The organism is Mesorhizobium sp. M0923 (assembly GCF_040319365.1).
Classification (GTDB): Bacteria; Pseudomonadota; Alphaproteobacteria; order Rhizobiales; family Rhizobiaceae; genus Mesorhizobium.
Genome location: NZ_JAMYNW010000003.1, coordinates 345512 through 368442 on the forward strand (window position 1 = coordinate 345512; position 22931 = coordinate 368442).

The 22931-nt window shown below is 63.3% G+C and carries 24 protein-coding genes and 1 tRNA gene; 10 read left to right on the top strand and 15 right to left on the bottom strand.

The window, feature by feature from the left end; translation table 11 throughout:
- Positions 1-150 precede the first annotated feature (150 nt).
- From NKH89_RS07730 to NKH89_RS07740, 3 genes are all read left to right on the top strand, one after another.
- Entirely contained in the window at positions 151-687 is a 537-nt protein-coding gene (locus NKH89_RS07730) for a TetR/AcrR family transcriptional regulator (RefSeq protein WP_352641294.1), read from the top strand.
- Positions 688-807: 120 nt separating this feature from the next.
- Entirely contained in the window at positions 808-2412 is a 1605-nt protein-coding gene (locus NKH89_RS07735) for an inorganic phosphate transporter (RefSeq protein WP_352908556.1), read from the top strand.
- A gap of 84 nt (positions 2413-2496) precedes the next feature.
- Positions 2497-3522, top strand: coding sequence for a transporter (locus NKH89_RS07740; protein ID WP_352908557.1), 1026 nt, complete (start codon positions 2497-2499; stop codon positions 3520-3522).
- Positions 3523-3546: 24 nt separating this feature from the next.
- Here the strand turns inward: NKH89_RS07740 and NKH89_RS07745 are convergent, their stop codons facing one another.
- Positions 3547-4704, bottom strand: coding sequence for a patatin-like phospholipase family protein (locus NKH89_RS07745; protein WP_352480985.1), 1158 nt, complete (start codon positions 4702-4704; stop codon positions 3547-3549).
- Positions 4697-5491 (bottom strand): acetoacetate decarboxylase, encoded by a 795-nt coding sequence (locus NKH89_RS07750; protein WP_352908558.1) that lies wholly within the window; start codon positions 5489-5491, stop codon positions 4697-4699. The genes NKH89_RS07745 and NKH89_RS07750 overlap by 8 nt, the downstream gene beginning before the upstream one ends.
- A gap of 211 nt (positions 5492-5702) precedes the next feature.
- On the opposite strand from NKH89_RS07750, the gene NKH89_RS07755 reads away from it, so the two are divergent.
- The 4 genes from NKH89_RS07755 (at position 5703) to NKH89_RS07770 (ending at position 9858) form a co-directional block, all read left to right on the top strand.
- The gene (locus tag NKH89_RS07755) at positions 5703-6491 is read left to right on the top strand and encodes a 3-hydroxybutyrate dehydrogenase (RefSeq protein ID WP_352481115.1); all 789 of its coding nucleotides are present in this window, start codon (positions 5703-5705) and stop codon (positions 6489-6491) included.
- Between the two features lie 155 nt (positions 6492-6646).
- The gene (locus NKH89_RS07760; RefSeq protein WP_023721324.1) at positions 6647-7291 is read left to right on the top strand and encodes a carbonic anhydrase; all 645 of its coding nucleotides are present in this window, start codon (positions 6647-6649) and stop codon (positions 7289-7291) included.
- 11 nt (positions 7292-7302) lie between these two features.
- A complete protein-coding gene (locus NKH89_RS07765) occupies positions 7303-7713 on the top strand; it encodes a hypothetical protein (RefSeq protein WP_023721325.1) in 411 nt (136 codons plus the stop codon).
- A 90-nt stretch (positions 7714-7803) separates the two neighbouring features.
- The gene (locus NKH89_RS07770) at positions 7804-9858 is read left to right on the top strand and encodes a M3 family metallopeptidase (protein WP_023721326.1); all 2055 of its coding nucleotides are present in this window, start codon (positions 7804-7806) and stop codon (positions 9856-9858) included.
- Here NKH89_RS07770 and NKH89_RS07775 read toward each other — a convergent pair.
- From NKH89_RS07775 to NKH89_RS07800, 6 genes are all read right to left on the bottom strand, one after another.
- Positions 9855-10076 carry a hypothetical protein gene (locus tag NKH89_RS07775; RefSeq protein ID WP_023721327.1) on the bottom strand — a complete coding sequence of 74 codons (222 nt, stop codon included), beginning with the start codon at positions 10074-10076 and terminating at the stop codon, positions 9855-9857. The genes NKH89_RS07770 and NKH89_RS07775 overlap by 4 nt on opposite strands.
- Entirely contained in the window at positions 10073-10759 is a 687-nt protein-coding gene (locus NKH89_RS07780) for an LOG family protein (RefSeq protein WP_084642899.1), read from the bottom strand. The genes NKH89_RS07775 and NKH89_RS07780 overlap by 4 nt, the downstream gene beginning before the upstream one ends.
- 51 nt (positions 10760-10810) lie before the next feature.
- Positions 10811-11650 carry a hypothetical protein gene (locus NKH89_RS07785; protein WP_031194636.1) on the bottom strand — a complete coding sequence of 280 codons (840 nt, stop codon included), beginning with the start codon at positions 11648-11650 and terminating at the stop codon, positions 10811-10813.
- Positions 11651-11715: 65 nt separating this feature from the next.
- On the bottom strand, positions 11716-12345 hold the full coding sequence (locus NKH89_RS07790; protein WP_352480989.1) for a LysE family transporter: 630 nt from the start codon (positions 12343-12345) through the stop codon (positions 11716-11718).
- The gene (locus NKH89_RS07795; protein WP_023721331.1) at positions 12342-13241 is read right to left on the bottom strand and encodes a DMT family transporter; all 900 of its coding nucleotides are present in this window, start codon (positions 13239-13241) and stop codon (positions 12342-12344) included. Before NKH89_RS07795 ends, NKH89_RS07790 begins: the two co-directional genes overlap by 4 nt.
- A 629-nt stretch (positions 13242-13870) precedes the next feature.
- Positions 13871-13946, bottom strand: a tRNA-Ala gene (locus NKH89_RS07800).
- A 164-nt stretch (positions 13947-14110) separates the two neighbouring features.
- On the opposite strand from NKH89_RS07800, the gene NKH89_RS07805 reads away from it, so the two are divergent.
- From NKH89_RS07805 to NKH89_RS07815, 3 genes are all read left to right on the top strand, one after another.
- Positions 14111-14413: a YggT family protein gene (locus NKH89_RS07805; protein WP_023721332.1), complete on the top strand. Its 303-nt coding sequence runs from the start codon at positions 14111-14113 to the stop codon at positions 14411-14413.
- The gene (locus NKH89_RS07810) at positions 14410-14742 is read left to right on the top strand and encodes a DUF167 family protein (protein WP_023721333.1); all 333 of its coding nucleotides are present in this window, start codon (positions 14410-14412) and stop codon (positions 14740-14742) included. The genes NKH89_RS07805 and NKH89_RS07810 overlap by 4 nt, the downstream gene beginning before the upstream one ends.
- Positions 14743-15032: 290 nt before the next feature.
- A complete protein-coding gene (locus NKH89_RS07815; protein WP_023721334.1) occupies positions 15033-15746 on the top strand; it encodes a haloacid dehalogenase type II in 714 nt (237 codons plus the stop codon).
- A 16-nt stretch (positions 15747-15762) separates the two neighbouring features.
- Here the strand turns inward: NKH89_RS07815 and NKH89_RS07820 are convergent, their stop codons facing one another.
- The 7 genes from NKH89_RS07820 to NKH89_RS07850 form a co-directional block, all read right to left on the bottom strand.
- Entirely contained in the window at positions 15763-16731 is a 969-nt protein-coding gene (locus NKH89_RS07820; protein WP_352480991.1) for an ABC transporter ATP-binding protein, read from the bottom strand.
- Complete coding sequence (locus NKH89_RS07825) at positions 16731-17741, bottom strand: ABC transporter ATP-binding protein (RefSeq protein ID WP_352481116.1); 1011 nt, start codon at positions 17739-17741, stop codon at positions 16731-16733. The genes NKH89_RS07820 and NKH89_RS07825 overlap by 1 nt, the downstream gene beginning before the upstream one ends.
- Positions 17738-18655 (bottom strand): dihydrodipicolinate synthase family protein, encoded by a 918-nt coding sequence (locus NKH89_RS07830; protein ID WP_352788032.1) that lies wholly within the window; start codon positions 18653-18655, stop codon positions 17738-17740. Before NKH89_RS07830 ends, NKH89_RS07825 begins: the two co-directional genes overlap by 4 nt.
- Positions 18656-18673: 18 nt before the next feature.
- Complete coding sequence (locus NKH89_RS07835; RefSeq protein WP_352857104.1) at positions 18674-19576, bottom strand: ABC transporter permease; 903 nt, start codon at positions 19574-19576, stop codon at positions 18674-18676.
- The gene (locus tag NKH89_RS07840; RefSeq protein WP_352908559.1) at positions 19576-20535 is read right to left on the bottom strand and encodes an ABC transporter permease; all 960 of its coding nucleotides are present in this window, start codon (positions 20533-20535) and stop codon (positions 19576-19578) included. The genes NKH89_RS07835 and NKH89_RS07840 overlap by 1 nt, the downstream gene beginning before the upstream one ends.
- A gap of 65 nt (positions 20536-20600) precedes the next feature.
- Positions 20601-22181 (bottom strand): ABC transporter substrate-binding protein, encoded by a 1581-nt coding sequence (locus tag NKH89_RS07845; protein WP_352908560.1) that lies wholly within the window; start codon positions 22179-22181, stop codon positions 20601-20603.
- A gap of 32 nt (positions 22182-22213) precedes the next feature.
- Complete coding sequence (locus tag NKH89_RS07850) at positions 22214-22927, bottom strand: FadR/GntR family transcriptional regulator (protein WP_031194640.1); 714 nt, start codon at positions 22925-22927, stop codon at positions 22214-22216.
- Positions 22928-22931: the final 4 nt, after the last annotated feature.

A 22931-nucleotide genomic window follows, 5' to 3' on the forward strand; every position in this document is an offset into this window, starting at 1 on the left:
GAACAGTCCCCTCGGCCATGGCCCAGCATAACGGTCGGATGACCGGAACACATACCTGTGACTGGTCCCAATTTCAAATGACGGCAATCTTACTGTACCGTCTGGACGGTCTTGTCAATTCCGCTTAAGCTAATGAATGGGGAACGATTGATGAAGGCCCGCAGAACAAATTCGCGCGAGAAGATCCTCGCCGCCGCCGCCGACGTGGCGCGCGAGACGGGTCCCGGCAGCCTGTCGCTGGATGCGGTCGCCAGCCGTGCCGGCGTGTCGAAGGGTGGTCTTCTCTACAATTTCCCGACCAAGGCGAAATTGATGCAGGCGCTGGTGGAGGATTATCTCAGCGCGTTCCAACAGGCGCTTGAGGCCGCCCGCACCAACGGCGTCAGCGGTGAGAGCCCGCTTGCGGCCTATATCAGGCTTTCGGCCGAGCATGCCGAGGAGTCGAAACCGTCGGCGACCTGGATATTTTCGGCGATTGCCGAGGATCCCGATTTCCTGACGCCGATAAAATCGTTCAGGCGGCAAGTGTTCGAGCGGCTGAAGGAGGAGACGCCGAATCTCAAGGCGCTGCTGGTCTGCTATCTCGCTATCGAAGGGCTTCGCAGCATGAACCTGTTCGGTTCGGACATTCTCTCCGCCGACGAGCGCCGGTTGCTGATATCGACCCTGCTGGAGATCGCGGAATAGATCAGGAACCACCGTCCAGCACTATCTGCTCCAATCTCAAAGTGCTCTGCCGTCACACAGGCTTCATTGTGCCGACATAGCGTCCTCCCATTCTTTGCTGCAACGCAAGAGGAGTGGGGTATGGTCGATATTGTTTCCAGCGAAGCAGGAATTCCAAGGCCGGAGCATCCGCTCGACCGGCCAAACAGCACCGGCAAATGGTTTCTGCCGGCCTTTGCCGTCATCATCCTGGGCGGCCTTGCCTATGTCGGCTACGCGCTCAGCCAGGACCTGACCAGCACCGTCGCGGTGCCGTGGATTCTGCTTGGCCTGGCGCTGCTGATCGCGCTCGGCTTCGAATTCGTCAACGGTTTTCACGACACCGCCAATGCGGTGGCAACGGTGATCTACACCCATTCCATGCCGGCCGAGCTTGCAGTGATGTGGTCCGGCTTTTTCAACTTCCTCGGCGTGCTCACCGCCAGCGGGGCGGTCGCCTTCGGCATCATTTCGCTGTTACCGGTCGAACTGATCCTTCAGGTCGGATCGAGCTCCGGGCTGGCCATGGTCTTTGCGCTGCTGGTCGCAGCGATCATGTGGAACCTCGGAACCTGGTATCTCGGCCTGCCTGCCTCGAGCTCGCACACGCTGATCGGTTCGATCATCGGCGTCGGCCTCGCCAACCAGTTCACGGCGCCGGCCGGTTCCATCACCAGCGGCATCGACTGGTCGCAGGCAAGCAATGTCGGCCTGTCGCTTCTGATCTCGCCGCTGGTCGGGTTTTGCCTGGCTGGGCTGCTGCTTCTGGTGATGAAGCTGCTGGTCAGGAACCGCGAGCTTTACGAGGCGCCGAAGTCGAGCGCCCCGCCGCCGCTGTGGATCCGGGCGCTGCTTATCTTCACCTGCACCGGCGTCAGCTTTGCCCACGGCTCCAATGACGGGCAAAAGGGCATGGGCCTCATCATGCTCATCCTGATCGGCGTGGTGCCGACCGCCTTCGCGCTGAACCGCACGCCGGATATCAATTATCTCGAAGCCTACAAATCGGCGGCGACGCAGGTCGAAACGGTACTCGGCAAATACGTCAAGCCCGGCGTCGCCGTGACCGACGCGGCGACCGTGGTCGGTGACGCCGTTCGCACCAAGACCTGGAAGGACGAGACCACGCCTGCGCTGCAGAGCTTCATCCACGACACTAGCGCAATGTTGTCGCCCTATCCGTCCGTGGAAAAGCTGCCGACAACGCTGGTCAGCAACGCCCGCAACAACATCTATCTTATCGGTGAAGCGCTGAAACTGATCGACAAGAAGAAGCTGCTGCCGATGGAGGTCGACGACCTGAAGGCGGTGACGACCTATCACAAGGCGGTCGACAACGCGACGAAGTTCATCCCGCTCTGGGTCAAGGTCGCCATCGCGCTGGCGCTCGGCCTCGGCACCATGGTCGGCTGGAAGCGCATCGTCGTCACCGTCGGCGAGAAGATCGGCAAAAGCCATCTGACCTACGGCCAGGGTGCGTCCGCAGAGCTTGTTGCAATGGCGACCATCGCATCGGCCGACTATCTCGGCCTGCCGGTCTCGACCACCCATGTGCTGTCGTCGGGCGTTGCCGGCACCATGGCGGCGAACGGCTCGGGCCTGCAATGGTCGACAGTGCGCAACATGCTGATGGCCTGGATACTGACCCTTCCGGTCTCCATCTGTCTTGCCTTCGTGCTGTTCGTCATCTTCCGCCAGATATTCTGAGCGGGGATAGGACTTGGCCAGAATGTCGCGGCGCCGGCTCCGGCGCCGCCCGGATCCTGAACGTGCATTGTCTCGGCGGCGGCCATGAATGACGCATCGCATCTGACATTGCTTGCCGCGGACGACCAGCATCATGCCCCCGGGCTGGTCTGGGCCTATCATGCCGCTCCCGGCAAAGCTCCCGAATCGCTGGCGCCCCGGGACATAGAGGCCGCGCTGGCCTCACTGGACGGCTGGGTCTGGCTGCATGTCGACCTTGTCGACCGGCGCGCCCATTCCTGGGTCAGCCATGCCTGCGCGCTGCCGGCGTCGGCTCACGCAATCCTCGAAGGACATGAGGACAGCCTGGTGCTGGCGCATGAGAATGGCGTCGTCCACGGCATTTCCGCCGACCTGCATGGCGAGATCGCCCATCAGTCGACGACCATCGGCAGATTGCATTTTGCGGTCTCGGAGCGGCTGCTGGTCACCGGCCGGCGCCATCCGCTGGCGGCGGTGGAGGAAGTGCACACCGCCCTTGCCGCAGGGCTGCGGCCCACCACAGCATTCGAGCTGTTCGAAACGCTGGTCATGGCTTTTTGCAAGACCACCAGCCTGCGGCTCGCCGGGGCGACGAAGCGGCTCGATGCGGTCGAGGACCATCTCGTGACCGAGCGGCTTGCCGACGAAAGACGACAGCTGAAGGATGTGCGCCGCCTTGCCGTATCCTTGCATCGGCCGATCTCGGCCCTGGCAGCACTTTTCCAGGATGAAGACCGTTCCGCCTGGAACCTTTCCGCCGGCGCACATGAAGTTCTGCGCCGGCTTGCTGCCCGCCTGGAACGGCTCGACCGCGAGGTCGTCATGATCAACGACCGGGCAAGGCTGCTGCAGGAGGAGCTTGCGGCCGAGCTTGCCGACGAATCGAACCGCAGCCTCAAGGCGCTGGCAGTGATGAGCGCGCTGCTTTTGCCGGGCACCCTGATCGTCGGCATATTCGGCATGAACACCGGCGGGCTGCCATTCACCGACAGCCCCAGCGGCTTCATCCTGGCGATGCTGCTCGCGGTCGGCGCGACCGGCCTGTTCTACTGGCTTTTGCTGCGCGCCGGCGCCAAACTGCGGTTCTGAGGCCGGTCAAGCGCGCGGCGCGCTTTAAGTCGGATCTTCGCGGTGCAGGTCGTGGATGGCGACGCCCTCGACATTGGTCGGCAGTGTCAGCCATTGGCGATGGCGCAGCGTCCGCTGCGTGTCTTCCAGCCCCATCTCCCAATGCTCGCGCATCGAGGTGCCCGAGAATTCGTAATCCTTGGCGTGCCCCTCATAGCCTTTATGCTGGTAGATCAGGTGGACGATGTTGACCACGCCGGCATCCGAATAGTCCGCGATCAATTCCTGCTCCCCTTCTTTCAGTAACTCGACGGGGACGCGCTTCAGCGCATCGAGCAGCTTCATCTTCAGCGCATGGATGCGCTGGAAGTTGTCGGTATTCTGGCGTGTGCGGCTTGAATACATGATGTCCTTGTGCCGTGACAAAACATCGGCCATGCCGCGCGGCAAGGCGCCGCGGGCGCTGAACAAATCGACCTGAAACACCAGCGAACTGCGGTCCTCTTCCTGGTCGAGTAAATATTGGAGCGGCGTGTTGGAGACGATGCCGCCGTCCCAATAATGCTCACCTTCGATGCGGATCGACGGGAAGGCCGGCGGCAGCGCGCCGCTTGCCATGATGTGCTCCGGCCCGATGCGCACCTTCTCGGTGTCGAAATAGACGAAATTGCCGGTCCTGACATTGACCGCGCCGACGCTGAGCCGCTTCTTGCCGTCATTGAGCACGTCGAAATCGATCAGGCTCTCCAGCGTCTCTTTAAGCTCGGCGGTGTCGTAGAAGCTGGTAGCGCCCTCGGCGCCTGGCTGCTCGAACCACGGATTGGGATGGCGCGGCTTAAAAAAGCCGGGCTGGCCCATCGTCATCGTCATCCACGAGCTGGTGCGGTTGCGGATGTCCCGGTAGACGTCGCCCTCGGGCATATAGGCCCAGATCTTGCGGCCGGAAATGGTCTGCCAGAACTGCTCGAGCCGCTGCAGCCGGCGGCTCGGCTCGTTGCCGGCTATGATCGCTGCATTAATCGCGCCGATCGAGACGCCGGAGAACCAGGTCGGTTCGCAGCCGGCATCGGCCAACGCCTGGTACACCCCGGCCTGGTAGGCGCCCAGCGCACCGCCGCCCTGGAACACCAGCGCGACGCGGTCGTACAGCGCCGAGATTTCCTCGATGGTGGCGACGGCCCTCTTGGTGTTGCGTTCAAGCACGGCTGAATGCCTCCAGATTTGGACTGACTGACCGCTCGCGTCCGGCGAGATAGTCGTAAACCACCTCGCCAAGGCCGAGCGTCAGGTCGGCGATGAAGTGAACCGCCGAGACGATCTCGAGCACTGGCAACCGCGCCACGTCGGCCATGACATGGGGCCTGAGATCGAGCGCCGCCGGCGCTGTCCAGGCCTCCTTCAACGTCACGTCGGTGAGGTGATAGCGCACCAACTCGCAAATGCGCGGCGTGCCGTCGACATGCGGGATGATCTTGATCAGGAAATTGGGCGCCGCGAGCGAGGCGAGAATCTGGCCGTGATCGGCCGGCCTGTGCTTGTAGCCCATCGTGCCGGTGGCGCACAGAACGCTGCCGTAATGCAAGGTGCCGACAACCACCTCGCCCTCATGCACGATCTTCGGGCTGGCAAGCTTCTTGGGAAAGCCCCAGAGCTCGCGTCCGCCGGCAATCGGTGCATCGTCGTCGAGAAACATCGAGTGGACATAGGTGCCATGCTGGCCCTGGAAGCGGACCGGGATGACCTGCCCGGTCTCGGTATAATCGCCGAAGCCGGTAGAATCCGGCATGCGGATGAACTCGTATTTGACCAGCGGCTCGTCGATTTCCAGCGGCGCCGGCACGACGGCCTCGAGGGCTTCGCGCGTCGTACGATAGGTGATATAGGTGATGATGACGTATTCGCGGTCGAAGAAACGGTAGGGCCCGGGCGGGAAGGACGGGTTGGTGAGCGGCATCGCATAGGCGCGCTTCACGACATCGGCGATTTCCAAGCTGCTCCCCCATGTACTGCAGGAATGACCGCGCGAGTGCGCACCGGTTATCTTGCACGGCACCATGACAACGCCGTGTCAGCCTGCCGCCAGCAGCTGAAGGCCGTTGGACTGCCACAGCGCTGTAATCGCGCCGACACACGGCGATGGCATGGTCATGCTGCGACGCACACCAGCATCGCCGTTCCCTCCTACCTTTCGCGAGATCATCATGGGTTTCCTGTCTTCCAAGAACGCCCTCGTCACCGGCTCGACCAGCGGCATCGGTCTGGCGATTGCCCGCGCCCTTGCCGCCGAAGGCGCCAACATCACCATCAACGGTCTCGGCGATGCGGCCGCCATCGAACAGGAGCGCGCCGGCATCGAAGCCGATTTCGGCGTCCAGTGCCGCTACTCCAGCGCCAACATGATGGACGGCGCGGCGGTGACTGCCATGGTCCGCGAGGCCGAGGAAGCCTTCGGCAGCCTCGACATCCTGGTCAACAATGCCGGCATCCAGCATGTCGCGCCGATCGAGGAATTTCCCGACGAAAAATGGGAAGCCATCATCCGCATCAATTTGCTTGCGGCCTTCTATGCCATCAAGGCGGCGCTGGCCGGCATGAAGGCGCGCAAATGGGGCCGCATCATCAACACCGCGTCGGCACATGCGCTGGTCGCCTCGCCCTTCAAGTCCGCCTATGTGGCGGCCAAGCACGGCATATCTGGCCTGACAAAGACAGTGGCGTTGGAGACAGCGCAAGCCGGCATCACCGTCAATGCGATCGCACCTGGTTATGTCTGGACGCCGCTGGTCGAAAAGCAGATCCCCGACACCATGAAGGCACGCGGCATGACCGAGGAACAGGTCAAGCACGACGTGCTGCTCGCGGCCCAGCCGACCAAAGAATTCGTCACCGTCGAGGAGCTTGCGGCACTGGCGCTGTTCCTGTGCTCGGATGCGGCCAAGCAGATCACCGGCACGACCTTGCCGATGGATGGCGGGTGGACGGCGCAATAGGCACTCTGGAGAGAGCCTGCCTACAAAGTACGCTGCAATGCTTTGAACCTGCGTCTCCGCGCCTCCGAAAATCGGTTCCGATTTTCGGGCCGATGCGCTAGAGCCTTTCGGGATTGAACCGTGCCTTTAACCCGGAAAGGCTCCCGCCGCTGCCCATGCCCCATCTTCCCGAGCATCTTCTCACCGGCTACCGCAATTTCATGAGTGGCCGCTATCTCACCGAAAGCGGGCGTTATCGCGCACTGGCCCGGGAAGGCCAGGCACCGGAAACTATGATCGTCGCCTGCTGCGATTCCCGCGCTGCGCCCGAAGCGATCTTCGATGCCGGGCCGGGCGAACTGTTCGTGCTGCGCAATGTCGGCAATCTGGTGCCGCCCTATGCGCCCGACGATCAGTTCCACTCGACATCGGCAGCGCTCGAATTTGCCGTGCAGAGCCTCAAGGTCAAGAACATCGTGGTGATGGGCCACGGCCGCTGCGGCGGCATCCGCGCGGCACTCGACACCACGGCCGCGCCGTTGTCGCCGGGTGATTTCATCGGCAAATGGATGAGCCTGATCGCGCCGGCGGCCGAGACCGTATCGTCCAGCACCTTCATGACCGCGACCGAGCGCCAGACCGCGCTGGAGCGCATATCGATCCGATATTCCATCGCCAATCTGCGTACCTTCCCTTGCGTCTCGATCCTCGAAGGCAAGGGGCGGCTATCGCTGCACGGCGCCTGGTTCGATATTTCGACCGGTGAGCTTTGGGTGATGAACAAGGAGACCGGCGATTTCGAGCGGCCGGAGACGGAGTAGGAGACAAGGGCATGGTGCGAATTCCGGTCGCGTTCGCGGCGGCAGCACTGCTGTGCTCGGCAGATTTCGCCCGCGCCGACGACAGCGCGATCATCGACCGCTGGTATTCGGCACTGCTCGTCGCCGACCGCACCGAATTGTCGGACCTGCTCGCCGACGACGTCCGCATCAAGCTCGACGACCTCGGCGTCGTGCAAAGCAAGCAGGAATTCATCGCTTCGATCGCCGAGTGGCAAGGCGCCGTCGCCGGCGCCGAAATCCGCCACCGGATCGAGAAGACCGAGGGCGGCGTCACCACTGTGATCGCCTGCTATGATTTTCCCAGCAACGACATGCTGATGCAGGAGACCTTTGCGGTCGCCAACGACCAGATCACCGCCAGTTCGCAAGCCGCGATCGCGGAAAACTGCGACGGCTACTGAGGAAATCATGAACGGGGCGTGCTGTTGCGTGGAGCCGGCCGGCGTCCTACATCGGTGACGATCCGCCTCCTCCCGCCATCCAGCGAAAGTTTGCCCATGCCGTCCGCCGTCGACCTCGCCGCCCATCCGCTGACTGAATGGCAAGGGCCGCTCGGCCTGCCCGATTTCACGCGCATTGGCGACGGTGATTTTTCTCCGGTGTTCGACGCCGCCCTGAAGACGCATGAGGCCGAGATCGAGGCGATTGCCGGCAACACCGGGACGCCGACCATCGACAATACACTTGCCGCGCTCGAACTCGCCGGCGAGGCTCTCGACCATGTCTCGTCGATCTTCTGGTGCCGCGCTGGCGCCCACACCAACGAGGCAATCCAGGCGCTGGAGCGCGACATTTCGCCGAAGATGTCGCGGCATTTCTCGGCGATCTCGATGAACGAGCGCCTCTTTGCCCGCATCGACGATCTCTATCAACGCCGCGAGACTCTGAAGCTCGATGCCGAAACGCTGCGCGTACTGGAAAAGACCTGGAAAAACTTCGTCCGCTCCGGTGCCAAGCTCGACGCCGAAGGCAAGAAGCGGCTGGCGTCGATCAACGAGGAATTGTCGTCGCTCGGCACCAATTTCGGCCAGAACCTGCTTGCCGACGAGCGCGACTGGGCGCTGTTCCTCGACGAGGCTGACCTTGCCGGCCTGCCGGAATTCCTGAAAAGCTCGATGGCGGAAGCCGCCGAGATGCGCGGCCAGAAGGGCCGCTACGCCGTCACCTTGTCGCGTTCGATCTACGAGCCGTTCTCGACCTTCTCAGAACGCCGAGACCTGCGCGAGACGGCGTTCCGCGCCTTCATCATGCGTGGCCAGAATGGCGGCGCCACCGACAACACGGACGTAGTGCGCGACATGCTGCGCCTGCGCGCCGAAAAGGCGAAGCTGCTCGGCTACGAATCATATGCCGCGTTGAAGCTCGACGACACAATGGCCAAGACGCCGGAGGCGGTGCATACGCTGCTCGACCCGGTTTGGAAAAAGGCATTGGAGAAGGCCGCCGCCGACCAGGCCGAATTGCAGCGGCTGGCGGCCGAGGCCGGCAGCAATGAAAAATTCGCCGCCTGGGACTGGCGCTTCTATCAGGAGAAGCTGCGCGCCGAGAAATTCGCTTTCGACGAGGCCGAACTGAAGCCGTATCTGCAGCTCGACCGCATCATCGACGCCTGTTTCGACGTGGCGACACGATTGTTCGGCATTTCTTTCGAGGAAAAGAAGGGCATTGCCACCTGGCATCCGGACGCACGTGTTTTCGTCGTGAAGAATGCCGACGGCAGCGAGCGCGGCCTTTTCCTCGCCGATTATTTCGCGCGACCCTCGAAACGCTCCGGCGCTTGGATGAGTGCACTCAAATCCGGCTATAAGCTTGGTCCTGGCTCGAAGCCGGTCATCTACAATATCATGAATTTCGCCAAGCCGCCGGCCGGCGAGGCCGCCTTGCTGTCGGTCGATGAAGCCAAGACGCTGTTCCACGAATTCGGTCATGCCCTGCACGGTATGCTGACCGACGTCACCTGGCCATCGGTCGCTGGCACCTCGGTCAGCCGCGATTTCGTCGAGCTGCCCTCGCAGCTCTACGAACACTGGCTGACGGTACCGGCGGTGCTGGAAAAACATGCGCTGCATGTCAAGACCGGCAAGCCGATGCCAAAGGCGCTGGTCGACAAGATGCTGGCGGCGCGCACCTTCGGCGCCGGCTTCGCCACGGTCGAGTTCACCGCCTCGGCCTTGGTCGACATGGCCTACCACGCGCGCCCGGAGGCGCCGCAAGAGCCGCTTCGTTTCGAAGCCGAAACGCTCGAAAGGCTCAATATGCCGGACACCATCGCGATGCGTCACCGCACTCCGCATTTCGGCCATATCTTTGCCGGCGATGGCTATTCGGCCGGCTATTATTCCTACATGTGGTCGGAAGTGCTCGACGCCGACGCCTTCGCCGCCTTCGAGGAAGCAGGCGATCCGTTCAACCCGGCGCTGGCCGAGCGGCTGCGCAAGAACATCTACGCCGCCGGCGGCTCGAAGGACCCCGAAGAACTCTACACCGCCTTCCGCGGCAAGATGCCTTCACCGGAAGCAATGATGGCCAAGCGCGGACTGGTCTAAGCCTTGCCCGGCCCTTCTCGGGCCGGCTCGGCCTCACCGGCCGCGGCTGTCTCGTTGAGGAAGCCGGCGATCCGCTCCGCCGTCTTGGTCGTGGCAAAGGAGAGCAATCGGCCGCGATGGACCACGGGCTCGCCGCTCTCATTGTCCCAGATATCGAACCGGCAGCTTGGGTTCGCTATGGCTTCGAAGCGGTCCTTCATATCGACAGCTCCGGTCATGGTGTCGCCACGGGTGCCAGAGATTGAGCGGTGCGCCCGACGGTACTCGCGCCTTGCTGCGTTTGCGTGAAGCAGACGCCGCGCTGCAGCATCGGCAGGATTGCCGCCGGCACGTCGGCAACAAGACATGCCGTCGACACGTGGCCGCTGAGAAACCCCGGCTCCTCGAGATGATCGAGCAGGTCGAGCCAGGGCGACCAGAAACCGAAGAAGTCGGCGACCCGGATCGGCTTGTCGTGCCGGTCGAGCTTGCGCCAGGTCATCACTTCGGCCAGTTCCTCGATGGTGCCGATTCCGCCCGGCAGCGCTACAAATGCATCCGCATAGTCGAACATCAGCCGCTTGCGCATGTGCATGTACGGAACCGCTATGATTTGGGCGACGCCGCGCGGCATCCGCATCCGCTCCAGAAGGAAGTGCGGCGCAATCGCGATCACCTCGCCGCCGGCGTCTGCCGCCGCGGAAGCCACGGCGCCCATCAACCCTTCACCGCCGCCGCCATAGACGAGGCGGATGCCGGCACTGCCGATTTCGCGGCCCAGCGCCGCGGCCGCTTGCGCGAGGCGCCGGTCGTTGCCGGCGCGGGCGCCGCCGAACACGCAGACGGTGCCGATACGGGTCTGCGTCGGATAGAACAGCCCCTCCAGGGAAGGCGCATCGTCGTCATTGAAAATTCCGAACATGGCTCTGTCTCCATTTGGCTTCAGTTGAACGATGGTCCTGCGGGCGCGGCTCTAGTCGCCCTGCCCCGCCGCGGCGGAACGGGTTGGTGGGCTTTCGCCGGCGTCGGCAAACAGCAGAAGGTCGGCCCTCGCCCACAGCGCGTAGCAGGCGAGCAATGTCAGCGGCGCGGTGACAAGGGCGGGTGAGGCCCCCGACCACACTTCAGGCACGGCGGAGCCGGCCGAAAGGGCTGCCGCCAATGCCGCAGGCAGGCGGCTGGCCAACACTGCGCTGCGGAACGGATCGGGCCACCTGGCCGGCCAACCGGGCACAATCATGCCGGACACGGCGCTGCCGAATTTTCCCAACGCATGCAGCAGTCCGGCAGTCGCAGCCAGCACCGGTTGGCCGAGCAGGAACAGCGCTACGCCGAGCCCGATCGCGCCGAGCCCCGACAGGAGATCGGCGCGCCGGTTAAGCGCCGGATCGGGGACATCGCGGCCAGCCCAGGCGCGGTGATAGACTTCGCCGCTGCAGAAGAAGATCGACGTCGCCAGCGTCAACGCCACGGCGCTGCCGCTGCCGGCAAAATAGTCGAACAGGGTGCCGGCACCCCATTCAGGGCCGGTGGCGAGCTGCATCGCCACGCCCATTGCCAGCCCCAGCGCGTTGCCAAGATTGTAGTAGCCGCCCGGACCGGAAATGCGCGCCCGGATGGCAGCCGCAAATCGCGACACCGCCCGGGCGGTCCGACTGGGGCCGGCAGATTTCGGTTTTAAGTCGATAATCGACGGCTCGAAGGAGAGGCGATCGACCAGCCCGGAGGCATCACGCCAGCTGGCCGGCGCGTCGTTCCAGATTGAAAGCGCGAAATGCCGGCCGAACGGCGCACGGTCGTTGTCGAATTGCATTGGATCCTCCTTTTCAGCTGCGGTGGCATTTGACGGCACGATGAGCGGGCGTTTGCTACGGGCGGTCATGGCGAGACGAGCCCCACGGCCATGACCAATGCGACGGTGGACAGGATGAGCCCGGAGATGAGATCGAAGATGCGCAGGCTGGCACGGCTGCGCAGCAGCGGCGCCAAGAGGCCGCCGCCGAGCGCATAGCCGTAACAGCCGAGCGCCGACATCAGGATCAGCGTCACCATGAATTCGAGCTGCGTACCACTCGCAGCGAAAGACTGGCCGAACGCCGCCGGCACGAACAGCCGCTCGACGTAGGTCAGCGGGTTCATCCCGACCACGCCCATGACGCGGGCTACGCAGGAGCGGCTGGTCTCGGCCTTGCCGGAGCGGTCCTCGGCCTCGCCGACGGCCAATGCTGCACGAAAGGATTTCACCGCAAACCAGGAGACCGCCGCCAGGCCAAGCCAGGAGAGCGCCGTTCCGAGTGAGGGATCGAGGCCGGCGATCGAGCTGCCGAGCATATAGGAGATGGCGATCAGGGCGACATAGGTCGCCCACACCAGGCTCGCCACGAACATCACCCGCCCGCGCAGCAAGCCTTCCCTGATCATCATCAGGTTGTTCGGCCCTATCGAGGCCATCGAGGCCATGCCGAGCGCAAGCCCAGCCTGGAATCCGCTCGCGTCGGCAAAGCTCATGGAGCTCCCTCCAGCGATGATATGACGGGATCGGCCGGATTCGCCGGCCCGGGCGAGGTGACGAGATAGAGGATGGTGCCGAGCATCATCATCGCGCCGAGAGCCCCCATGGGCGAGATCCGCTCACCGAGAAAAAGGGCGGCGCCAGTCGCGCCGAACAGGCTTTCGGCGCTGACGATCACCGCTGCGTGGCTGGCAGAGGTAAAGCGCTGGGCAACGGTCTGGATGCCGAAGCCGGCGGCAGTCGAGAACACGCCGAGCACAAGCAGTTGCGGCCAGGCATCGAGTGCCGTCGCGACCGACAAATTGCCATGCGAGAGGGCTAGCGGCAGGGTGACCGCCGCAGTGCCGAGGAACTGCGCCGCCATGGTGGCAAACGGGCGCCCATGGGTTTGCATGTGGCGGCCGAGCTCGACCGTCCACAATGCATAGCATGCGGCCGACAGCACCACCGTCGTGTCGCTGCCATTGAAGCCGGCGATGCCGCCAGACAATAGCAGCGCGCCGATCAGGGTCATGCCGGCGGCAAACCCGACCGTCGCGGTCAGCCGCTCCCCGACCAGAACCCACGCTGCAACCGGCGTCATCACGGTCGCGGTGCTGATCAGGAAGCTCGCATTGGTGACCGAGGTGCCGAGATAGGCAATCTGCTGCAGAACGATCGAAATGGCGAATAGCGCGCCGACCCTTGCCAAGCTGGCGCGAAAACCTTTGGTCTTCGCTACCCGGCTTTCTCCAATCATCAGCGGCAGCACCAGAAGTCCGGCGATCAGGCAGCGCATGCCGGCCGCGCTCAGCGGGTCGAGATATCCGAGCACAGTCTTCTGCGAGACATTGCCGAAACCCCACAAAGCGGCGGCAAGCAGGAGAAGCAGGTTGGCGTGAAGCTTCGACATCGGCTCTTCCCCCTAGAGCCGATTGCAGGCATGTGCCGATTCAAGCTGTTTGCGAGAGCCTGGCGGGCTTCGGCCGGCACGCCCTGAAGACGCGCTGGAACTGCGCTTGCAGGCTGCCGGTGGTGCTGTGTGCCGGCTGCGCTGAGAACCTTTGGAACCGCTCTGCGCGCTCGGTCCGGCGTCGCGGATTTTGTCTCGAAGTGCTGAAGTAGCCGCCATTTCAAACCCCCGCCGCCTGATCGATGGACACAGGCGAAGGGCCTGCGGCAATCGACTTTTATCGACGGGGTGAGGTTCCGATAACGTGGCTTACGGATGGCTTACGGGGCGTTTTTCGAGGTGGTCATGGTGCCGAAGCGACGCTCAGCGCAGCAAGGTTAGGGGGTCGTTCGGAAGGTTGGAGAAGGAGGCAACGCCCTCTGGCCTGCCGGACGAGCGACCTGAGAGGCTGATCTTTGCCGCCCGATGCCTAACGCGTTCGTAAACGCCGGTCGATGGCCGCAAGTCGCGAGCGGCCTTCTCTCGGCGTCGCGAAATCGCCCCTGCCCGAGTAAGCTTGCGCAAGCGGAACAGCGCCCAAGGCCGCTGTCTTCGGCATGCAACCAGGCAAGGGGATTCGAAAAATCCGCTGGTGGAGCTGAGGAGGATCGAACTCCTGACCTCGTCATTGCGAACGACGCGCTCTCCCAGCTGAGCTACAGCCCCGTCCAGCGGATGGGGCTTTTATCGGCCGCTGAGGTTTCCTGTCAAGGCTGTGCGTGTCGCCGAATTCTCGTCTGCCGCTGGTCCGGCTTCGCCATGCGGCAGAGGCGGCTCTTGCCGCTTTCCCCTGCAGTGGCTACATGTCGGGCGTTCGCAAGGAGCAACCGATGATCGCAGTCTTTTACACGCTGCATGCCGCGATTAATATCTATTGGTATATTGTGATTGGCGCGGCTATCTTCTCTTGGCTTTACGCCTTTAACGTCGTCAATTCGCGTAACCAGCTTGTCGACTCGATCGGCAACATGCTCTATCGACTGACCGAGCCGGCATTGCGGCCGATCCGCCGCATTCTCCCGGACCTTGGCGGCATCGATATCTCGCCGATCATCCTGTTGCTGGCGCTGACATTTATCAGCGTCTTCCTAGACACGACGGTTCAGCCGATGTTCGGTATCGGATCGATGTGAGTCACGGGACGAACCGTTTCTTTCGACTTCGCGCCGACGGCATCGACCTGTTCGTCCGGCTGACGCCGAAATCAGCGATGGACAGGCTGGAAGGCATCGAGACATCGGCGGATGGGCGAAGCTATTTAAAAGCCCGTGTCCGCGCCGTGCCGGAAAACGGGGCCGCCAATCGAGCGCTGGAAAGGCTGGTCGCCAAGGCGCTTGACGTACCCGCATCAGCCGTCTCGGTCGTCGCCGGCGGCACCGCGCGACTGAAGACGCTGCGCGTGCTTGGCGATCCCGCGGCGCTGACCAAACGCATCGATACGCCCGGCACGCCTGCGCCATGATCTCGGCTCGCTCACCGAGCCCGGCAGAAAAAAGGCCGGGCTGCAAGCCCGGCCAGATGTGAAGGTCGAAAACCTTCAGAGGGGAACGCGCCGGACGAATGGGAGGAAACATCCGACGCCGATTGCATATGGGTTGGCGTCGATGACGTTTCAATGAGGTTGGGGGAACCACCTTCGCGATCAGGCTTTTAAACATTTCGACTATCTGATCAGCAGCTCTACGAGGTCGATCCGTCCTATCGCGACCGATGCGGCAGGACACGCACCGCAACCCCGACCGGAAGCTCAATATGACCACTATTCGAGTCCTATTCTTCGATGTTCTGGGAACCGTCGTTGACTGGCGCAGCGGTATCGCAAGGGAGGCCGGCGCCTTCCTCGCGCGAAATGGTGCACAGCAGGTCGATCCCGGTGAATTCGCCGATGCATGGGCGTTGCGTTATGACGCCTCGACCGAAGCGGTGCGGACAGGGCACCGGCCTTTCGTTTCACTCGACGGGATAAACCGGGAGAATCTGGACGCCGCTCTCGTCCAGTTCGGGCTGACCCCATCCGAGCTGCCGGCCGCCGAAGTTGAGGAACTCAATCTCGCCTGGCATCGGCTGGAGCCGTGGCCCGATTCGCTGAAAGGCCTTGCGAGGCTGAGGGAACGCTTCATCATCGCGCCGTTGTCCGGGGGCAATACCCGGCTGTTACTGGATATTGCCAAGCGCGCCGGCCTGCCTTGGGACACCGTCCTTGGCTCGGATGTGTTCGGCACCTACAAGCCTGCGCCACAGGCTTATCTCCGCGCAGTGGAGATCCTGGGGGTGCGACCTTCGGAGGCCGTGTTAGTCGCCGCGCATAACGACGACCTGGCTGCGGCACGAAGGTGCGGTATCGGAACCGCTTTTGTTGCTCGGCCGAAAGAGCATGGTCCGGCGCAGACGACCGATCTCTCGCCTCTTGAGAGCTGGGACTTTGTGGCCGACGACCTTGTCCATCTCGCCCAAGTTCTCGCGTAGGCACAGGGCAAAAAACCTAAGCGATGTCGTCGCGGATGCAGGCCTTCAGATGACCCTCGGCTGTCGCCCTCAGCGGCGGCACAGCCCCGGCGCAAGCCTCCAGCGCAAACGGGCAACGGGTCCGGAAAACACAGCCCGACGGCGGGTTTGCCGGGCTGGGAATATCGCCCTTGAGCACCTGCCGGTCTTGCCTGGCCAACGGATCGAGCGACGGAATGGCCGACAGCAGCGCGCGCGTATAGGGATGCTGCGGCCGGGCATAGAGCTCGGCCGCCGGCGCAACCTCCATGATGCGCCCGAGATAGAGCACGATGACCGTGTCGCAGATGTACTCGACCACGGCCAGATCGTGCGAAATGAACAGCATGGTCAGCCCAAGCCGGAGCTGCAGGTCGCGCAACAAATTGATGATTTGGGCCTGGATCGAGACGTCGAGCGCCGAGACCGGCTCGTCGGCGACAATGAATTCCGGCTCGAGCGTCAGCGCCCGGGCGATGCCGATGCGCTGGCGCTGGCCGCCCGAGAATTCATGGGCGTAGCGATCATAGGCGTCGACCGGCAACTCGACCGCGGCAAGTGCCTTCTCGGCCTTCGCCCGCCGCTCGGATTTCCTGCCAATGCCTTGAATGTCCAAGCCTTCGGTGAGGATCTGCCCGATCGTCATGCGCGGCGACAGGCTGGCGAAGGGATCCTGGAAAATATACTGCATCTTGCGGCGCTGGCGGCGCAACTGGGCGGCACCCAGCCTGGTGATGTCGGTGCCGCCATAGCTGATCTGGCCGGATGTCGGCTCGATCAGACGCAGCACCGAGCGGCCGATCGTGGTCTTGCCGGAGCCGGATTCGCCGACCAGCCCGACCACCTGACCACGCCTGACCTCGAACGAAATATCCTCCAGTGCCCTGACGATGGGGCCGCGCGAAAACGCGGTCGGCGCAAAATGCTTGGTCAGGTTTTTGACCGATAGGAACGGGGCGCCCTCCATCAGAGCTCCTCCCAGCGCAGGCAGCGGCTTTGCTGGGTCGGCGTCGCCGCAAACAATGGCGGCACCGCGGCGCGGCAGGCAGTGATAGCCATCGGGCAGCGCGGCGCGAAGGAACAGCCCTTGGGCAGCAAGGCGAGCGACGGAACATTTCCGGCAATGGTCGGCAGCGGCGTCCCCGCTATCTTCAGCGCCGTGGCCTCGCCGAGCCTCGGCACCGAGCGCATCAACCCCGCCGTATAGGGATGACGCGGGCGGGTGAACACTTCGCTCACCGGACCTGTTTCGACGATACGCCCGGCATACATCACCGCTACCCGGTCGGCAATTTCGGCTACGACGCCGAGATTGTGAGTGACGAACAGGATGCCCATGCCGCGCTGCGCCTGCAGCTCGGCCAAAAGATCGAGAATCTGGGCCTGGATTGTGACGTCCAGCGCGGTTGTCGGCTCATCGGCGATCAGCAAGCCTGGATCGCAGGACAGGGCCATGGCGATAGTGGCGCGCTGGCGCATCCCGCCCGACAGCTCGTGCGGATACTGTCGCGCCCGCCGCTTCGGATCGGGAATGCCGACCTGCTCCAGCAGCCGCACCGCGTCTGCTTCTGCCTCGCGATGCGATTTGCCGAGATGGATGCGGATCGGCTCGGCAATCTGCTCGCCGATCGTGTAGACCGGGTTGAGGCTGGCCATCGGCTCCTGGAACACCATGCCGATCTCGTTGCCGCGTATCTTGCGCAGCGACTCGGCATCGAGGCTGGTCAGCTCGGTGACCGTGCCGTTCTTGCGCCGCAGCGCGATCGACCCCTCAGCGATATGCCCGACCCTTTTCGGCAACAGGCCGATGATCGACAGGCTGGTGACGGATTTGCCGGATCCGGATTCGCCGACGAGCGCCACCGTCTCGCCGGAGCCGATCGTCAGGTCGACATCCGTTACCGCCGCGATGTCGCGCCCCGCAATGCGGAACACCGCGCGCAGGCCGGAAATCGAGAGTATCGGCGCGACACTCAGCGGAGCAGCCCCACGTCGCGAAGGATCATGTCGATCTTTGCGGTTTCCTCCCCGTTCAGACTGCGTTGCGGCCGCGCCATGGTGTTCGAGGCGATGATGCCGAGGCTCTTCATCGCTGCCTTGAAGGCGCCGACGCCGGCCGAGCCGGCGCTTGTCCTGCCGAGCGAGATCCAGACGATCTCGAACAGTTTCAACAATCGCTCCTGCTCTAGCCGTGCTTCGGCATGCTGGCCGGCCTGCGTCAGCTTCCACAGCCTGACGTAACCATGCGGGTCGACATTGGCGAGGCCCGGCACGACGCCATGCGCGCCCATGGCCAGCACACTGTCGACCAGGATCTCGGAGCCGGTCATGCCGAAGAAACCCGGATCGTCGGCCATATCCTTGAGCACGTAACGCAGATTGCCGTCATCGCCGCTGGAATCCTTGATGCCCGCGATGGCGCCTTCCCTGGCGAGGCCGACCGTGGTCTTGCGCTCCAGCTTGACGTGAACGCAGACCGGGATGTCGTAGGCGATGACGGGAATGTCGATCGCATCCTTGATATAGCGGAAGTGGTCGCCGATCTCCGGCTGGCTGGTGCGGGTATAAAACGGCGCGGTGACAACAATAGCGTCGACGCCGGCCGATCTGGCGATGCGTGCGTGGTTGATGACACGATCGGTCGTCGGGTCGATGACCCCAGCGAAGATCGGAACCCGGCCGTTATTGACCTTGACTGCATGCTCGAGGATGGCCCTGCGGCCTGCCTCGTCGTGGAAGACCACCTCGCTGGTCGAGCCGAGCACGAACAGCCCGTGGACACCGCCGTCGAGCAGGTTCTCGATGGTGCGGGTGAACGACGGGAAGTCGATGCTGAAATCGGCATTGAGCGGGGTGACGACAGGTGGCACGACGCCGGTAAACAGGGGCATTTTGATGAACCTTTGAGGTCAGTTGAGATCGGAGCGAGGATCGAATGCATCGCGCAAGCCGTCGCCGATGAAATTGATGGCGAGGACGGTGAGCACCAGTGCGGCGCCCGGGAACATCCATTGCCACGGGTAATTTTCCAGCACGACGGTGGAGCGGGCGAGATTGAGCATGTTGCCCCAGCTGGCTTCTGGCGGTGCGATGCCAAGGCCGAGAAAGGACAGGCCGGCCTCGAGCAGGATAGCGTTGGCGATCTGCAAGGTGGCGTAGACGACCAGGATATCGATGCAGTTGGGCAGGCCATGCCGGAACAGCAGATGCGGCAGCCCCGCGCCCATGCCCCGGGCCGCAACGACGAAATCGCGCTCGCGCAGTTCGAGCAGCCGGGCGCGCACCATGCGCGACAGCACTGGCCAGGAGAGCAGCGAGATCACCAATATGGTCGGGGCGATGCCGGTGCCGGCAATCGAAGCCAGCACCAGCAGGAAGATCACCGGCGGCAGCGTCATCGCCAGATCGACGAAGCGCATCACCGTGCCGTCGACGAGACGCCCGCCAAAGCTGGCGACGGCGCCGACCAGGAAGCCGATGACGGTCGAAATGGCGACCGAGCAGACGGCAACCAGCAATGAGATCCGCCCGCCTTGCAGCAACCGGGCCATGACGTCACGCCCGACGCCGTCGCTGCCCAGCCAATGAATGGCCGACGGGGCCTTGTTCATCGCCCTGAGGTCGATGGCGTTCGGGCCGAACGGCCACCACAGAGGATAGGTCGAAACCGCCAGCAGGATGGGAATGACGATCAAAAGCCCGGCGCGCGCCGCGCGGTTTTCAAAAAAGCGGTCGAGCGCGCGGCGAAGCGGGCCTTTGGTCTGTGGCGCGGCTGTCCGGTCGGCTGTCGGGTCCGGCGCGGTGATTGCCATCACGCCACCTGAATGCGCGGGTCTACGACGGCATAGACGACGTCGGTCAGGAGATTGACCAGGATGACGCAAACGCCGATCACCAGGGTGGCGCCCATGATCACCGGGTAATCGCGGGTACCGACGGCATTGACCAGAAGCAGCCCCATGCCCGGCCAGTTGAACACGCTTTCCAGGAAGATGGCGCCACCGATGGCGATGCCAACGGTCGACCCGATCAGGGTGATGACCGGCAAGAGCGCATTTCGGGTGGCATGTTTGATGATCACCCAGAACTCGCGCACGCCCTTGGCACGCGCCGTCCGCACGTAATCCTGGTTGAGCACTTCCAGCAGCGAGGCGCGCATATAACGCATGATCAGCGCGGCATGGCCGATTGACAGCAGGCAGGCGGGCAGGATGAGGTGCGCAAGCACATCCGTCGTCGAGAAAGGCGCGCCCGCCGTCTGCATGCCGCCGGACGGCGCCCAGCGCAGCAGCACCGAGAAGAAATAGAGTCCAAGCAGCGCGGTCAGGAAAGCCGGGCTGGAAATGCCGACGAAGGACAGCACTGACAGCACGATGTCGGACGGCGCGTTGCGGCGCACCGCGCTGAAAATGCCGGCAGAAATACCGAGCACTATGGCGATCGCCAGGCCCGTGCCCATCAACAGCGCGGTCGGGCCGATGCGTTCCATGACCAGCGGCAGCACGGCGACGCCGCTGCGCTGGATCGAAAAGCCGAAGTCGCCGCTCAGCGCCGCGCCAAGCCAGGCCAGATATTGCACGGGAAGCGGCCGGTCGAGCCCGAGCCGTTCGCGCAGGCCCTCGAGGTCGGAAGCAGACATGGGGACCGACGGGTTGATATAGGCGTCGATCGGATCGCCAGGGGCCAGCCGCAGCAGGATGAAGATGAGGACGCTGAGCGCGACCAGCATCAGCAATCCTGTAGCGCTGCGGCGGGCGATGAAGCTCAACATGGGCTTTCCGTGGCGGTGGCAGGCGGCGCCAAAGTGGTCCGCCTGCTCGCTTGGTTGCGGGGTTCTTACTGGATGTCCCAGCGCTCGGGATGAGCCGCATAAGGACCGCCGCCCGGCGCTGGCGTCCAGACGAAGTCACGCAGCTTGTTGGAGGCTACGCCATAGCGGTTGGCCACCCACAACGTCGCCCAGGGCAGGTCCTTGTTCATCACCTTACAGACTTCCTGCCAGGATTGATCGAGCTTGGCCGGATCGGTTTGGCCGAGCGCGGCGTCCAACGCGGTGCTCAGGTCGTCGAACTCGATGCGCATGGTGTTGAAGCCTGCCGGCGGAATCTGCGACTTGTTGAGGCCGGGATTGAGGCCGGCCGGGTTGGGGCCGTTCTGCAGGCCGGCATAAACCATCGGAAATGCATTCCAGTCCGGCGTGCCTTCCTTGTAGACGATGCCATTGTAGGTCGGCGTATCGACGACGCGCGGCACCACATTGATGCCGACCTCGGCCAGCATCGACTGGATGGCGGCCATCACATTGGCCGCTTGCGGCGAGCCGTAATAGGTCAGCAAGCTAATGGGCTTGTCGCCGTTAAGCTTGTCCCAGCCCGCCTCGGTCAGCAGCGCCTTGGCCTTTGCCGGATCGTAGGCATAGGGTTCGAGGTCTGCCGGAACGAGATGCGGCGCGACATAGCCGCAATTGGCTGGCTTGGCGGCACCGCCGTAGAGGCTGTCGATGATGGCGTTGCGATCGATCGCATACATAATCGCCTGGCGGACACGGATATCCCTAAACAGGTCGACCTTCTGGTTCAGGCCGATATAGTTGACCACGTACGAGGCACCTTCGATCACCTTGAAATTGCTGTCGCTCTTGAAGGATGCCGCATCGTCGGGCTCGACATAGGTGAACTGGATCTCGCCGGCGCGGAGCGCGGCGACGGCCGCCGCCGGCGACTCGAAATAGCGGTTGATGAGCACGTCTACCTTCGGCTTGCCGCTGCGATAGTCGTCATCGGCTGCCAGTTCGACATATTGGTCGGTCACGTAGCGCTTGAACTTGAACGGGCCGGTGCCAACCGGAGCGGTCGACCACCAGGTGCTTGTCGCCAGTGATTCCGGCGGCAGAGCGGCCAGGGCATGCTCCGGCAGGATCATTAGCTGCGAGAGGATGGATAGAAACGAGCCGTTCGGTTTCGATAGCTTCACCACTGCGGTGTGGTCATCCGGTGCATCGACCGAGGCGATGTTGGCGAGGCGGGCGGCAAACAGGCTGCCGGAGGCCTTGTTCTTGGCAAGCTCGAGGGTGAACTTGACGTCCTTCGAGGTGAACGGTTTGCCGTCATGCCAGGTCTCGTTGACCAGGTTGAACGTATAGCTCAGCTGGTCGTCGCTGATCTTGTAGTCCTTGGCGAGGTCGCCTTCGATCTCGGTCAGCCCGGCATTGAAGATGACCAGCGGTTCGAAATAGGTGCTGAGCCAGGTGTAGCCGCCGGTCGCGACCAGCGGGTTGAAGTTCTTGGGAAAACCGCCCGGGCCGACGTCGAAGCCGCCCGCAATGGTCTTGGCGCTTTGTGCCTGGACATTGGTCAATGGGGCAATGCTGGCGAGCAGCAGCCCGGCGACTGAGAATGCGATGGTCCTGATGCGCATGGTTTCCTCCCTTGGCATATTCAGGTTGTTCTTCAGCTTGCTCGGTTTTTGGCGATAACCTGCTGGATCCCCCGGTAATGGTCGTCGAGCCGCCGACGCGCCTGGTCGACATCCTTGGCGGCGACAGCCTCGACGATCTCGTGATGGTCGCGCCATGTCGCCAGCGGCGTCGGATTATCGAGATTGGTGAAATTCGAGGCCTTGTCGAACGCCGTCCAGAAGATGTCGATCAGTGCGCTCAGCATGTGATTGTTCTGGCAGCGGAACAGCAGCTGGTGGAATTGCTGGTCCTCTTCGGCGAAGCTCTCATGGCGCTCGGCACGTTGCCGCATGCGCTCGGTCAACTGGCGCAGCGCCTCGATATCCTCGGCACTGATCATCTCGATCGTCTTGGCGATGAGGCCGGTTTCCAGCACGCGGCGGATTTCGCGCAGCTCTTCGACATCGCGCAGCGAATCCTGCAAGCCGTATGCCAGGTTATCCAGCAGCGGCTTGAACGAGAACTCCTTGACGAAGACGCCGATGCCGCGCCGCGTCTCCAGGATGCCGATCGATTCCAGCGCCTTGATGGCTTCCCGCACGGAGTTGCGGCCGACGCCGAGCCGCTGCGCCAGGAACGTTTCCGGCGGCAAGGGATCGCCTGCCTTGAGCTGGTTGCTTTCGATATAGGCCCTGAGGCTTTCCTGCACGGTGACGTGAAGAAGCGGCGGTCTGCTCAACGGTTCGATCGACTTCAGTTCCGCCATCCCA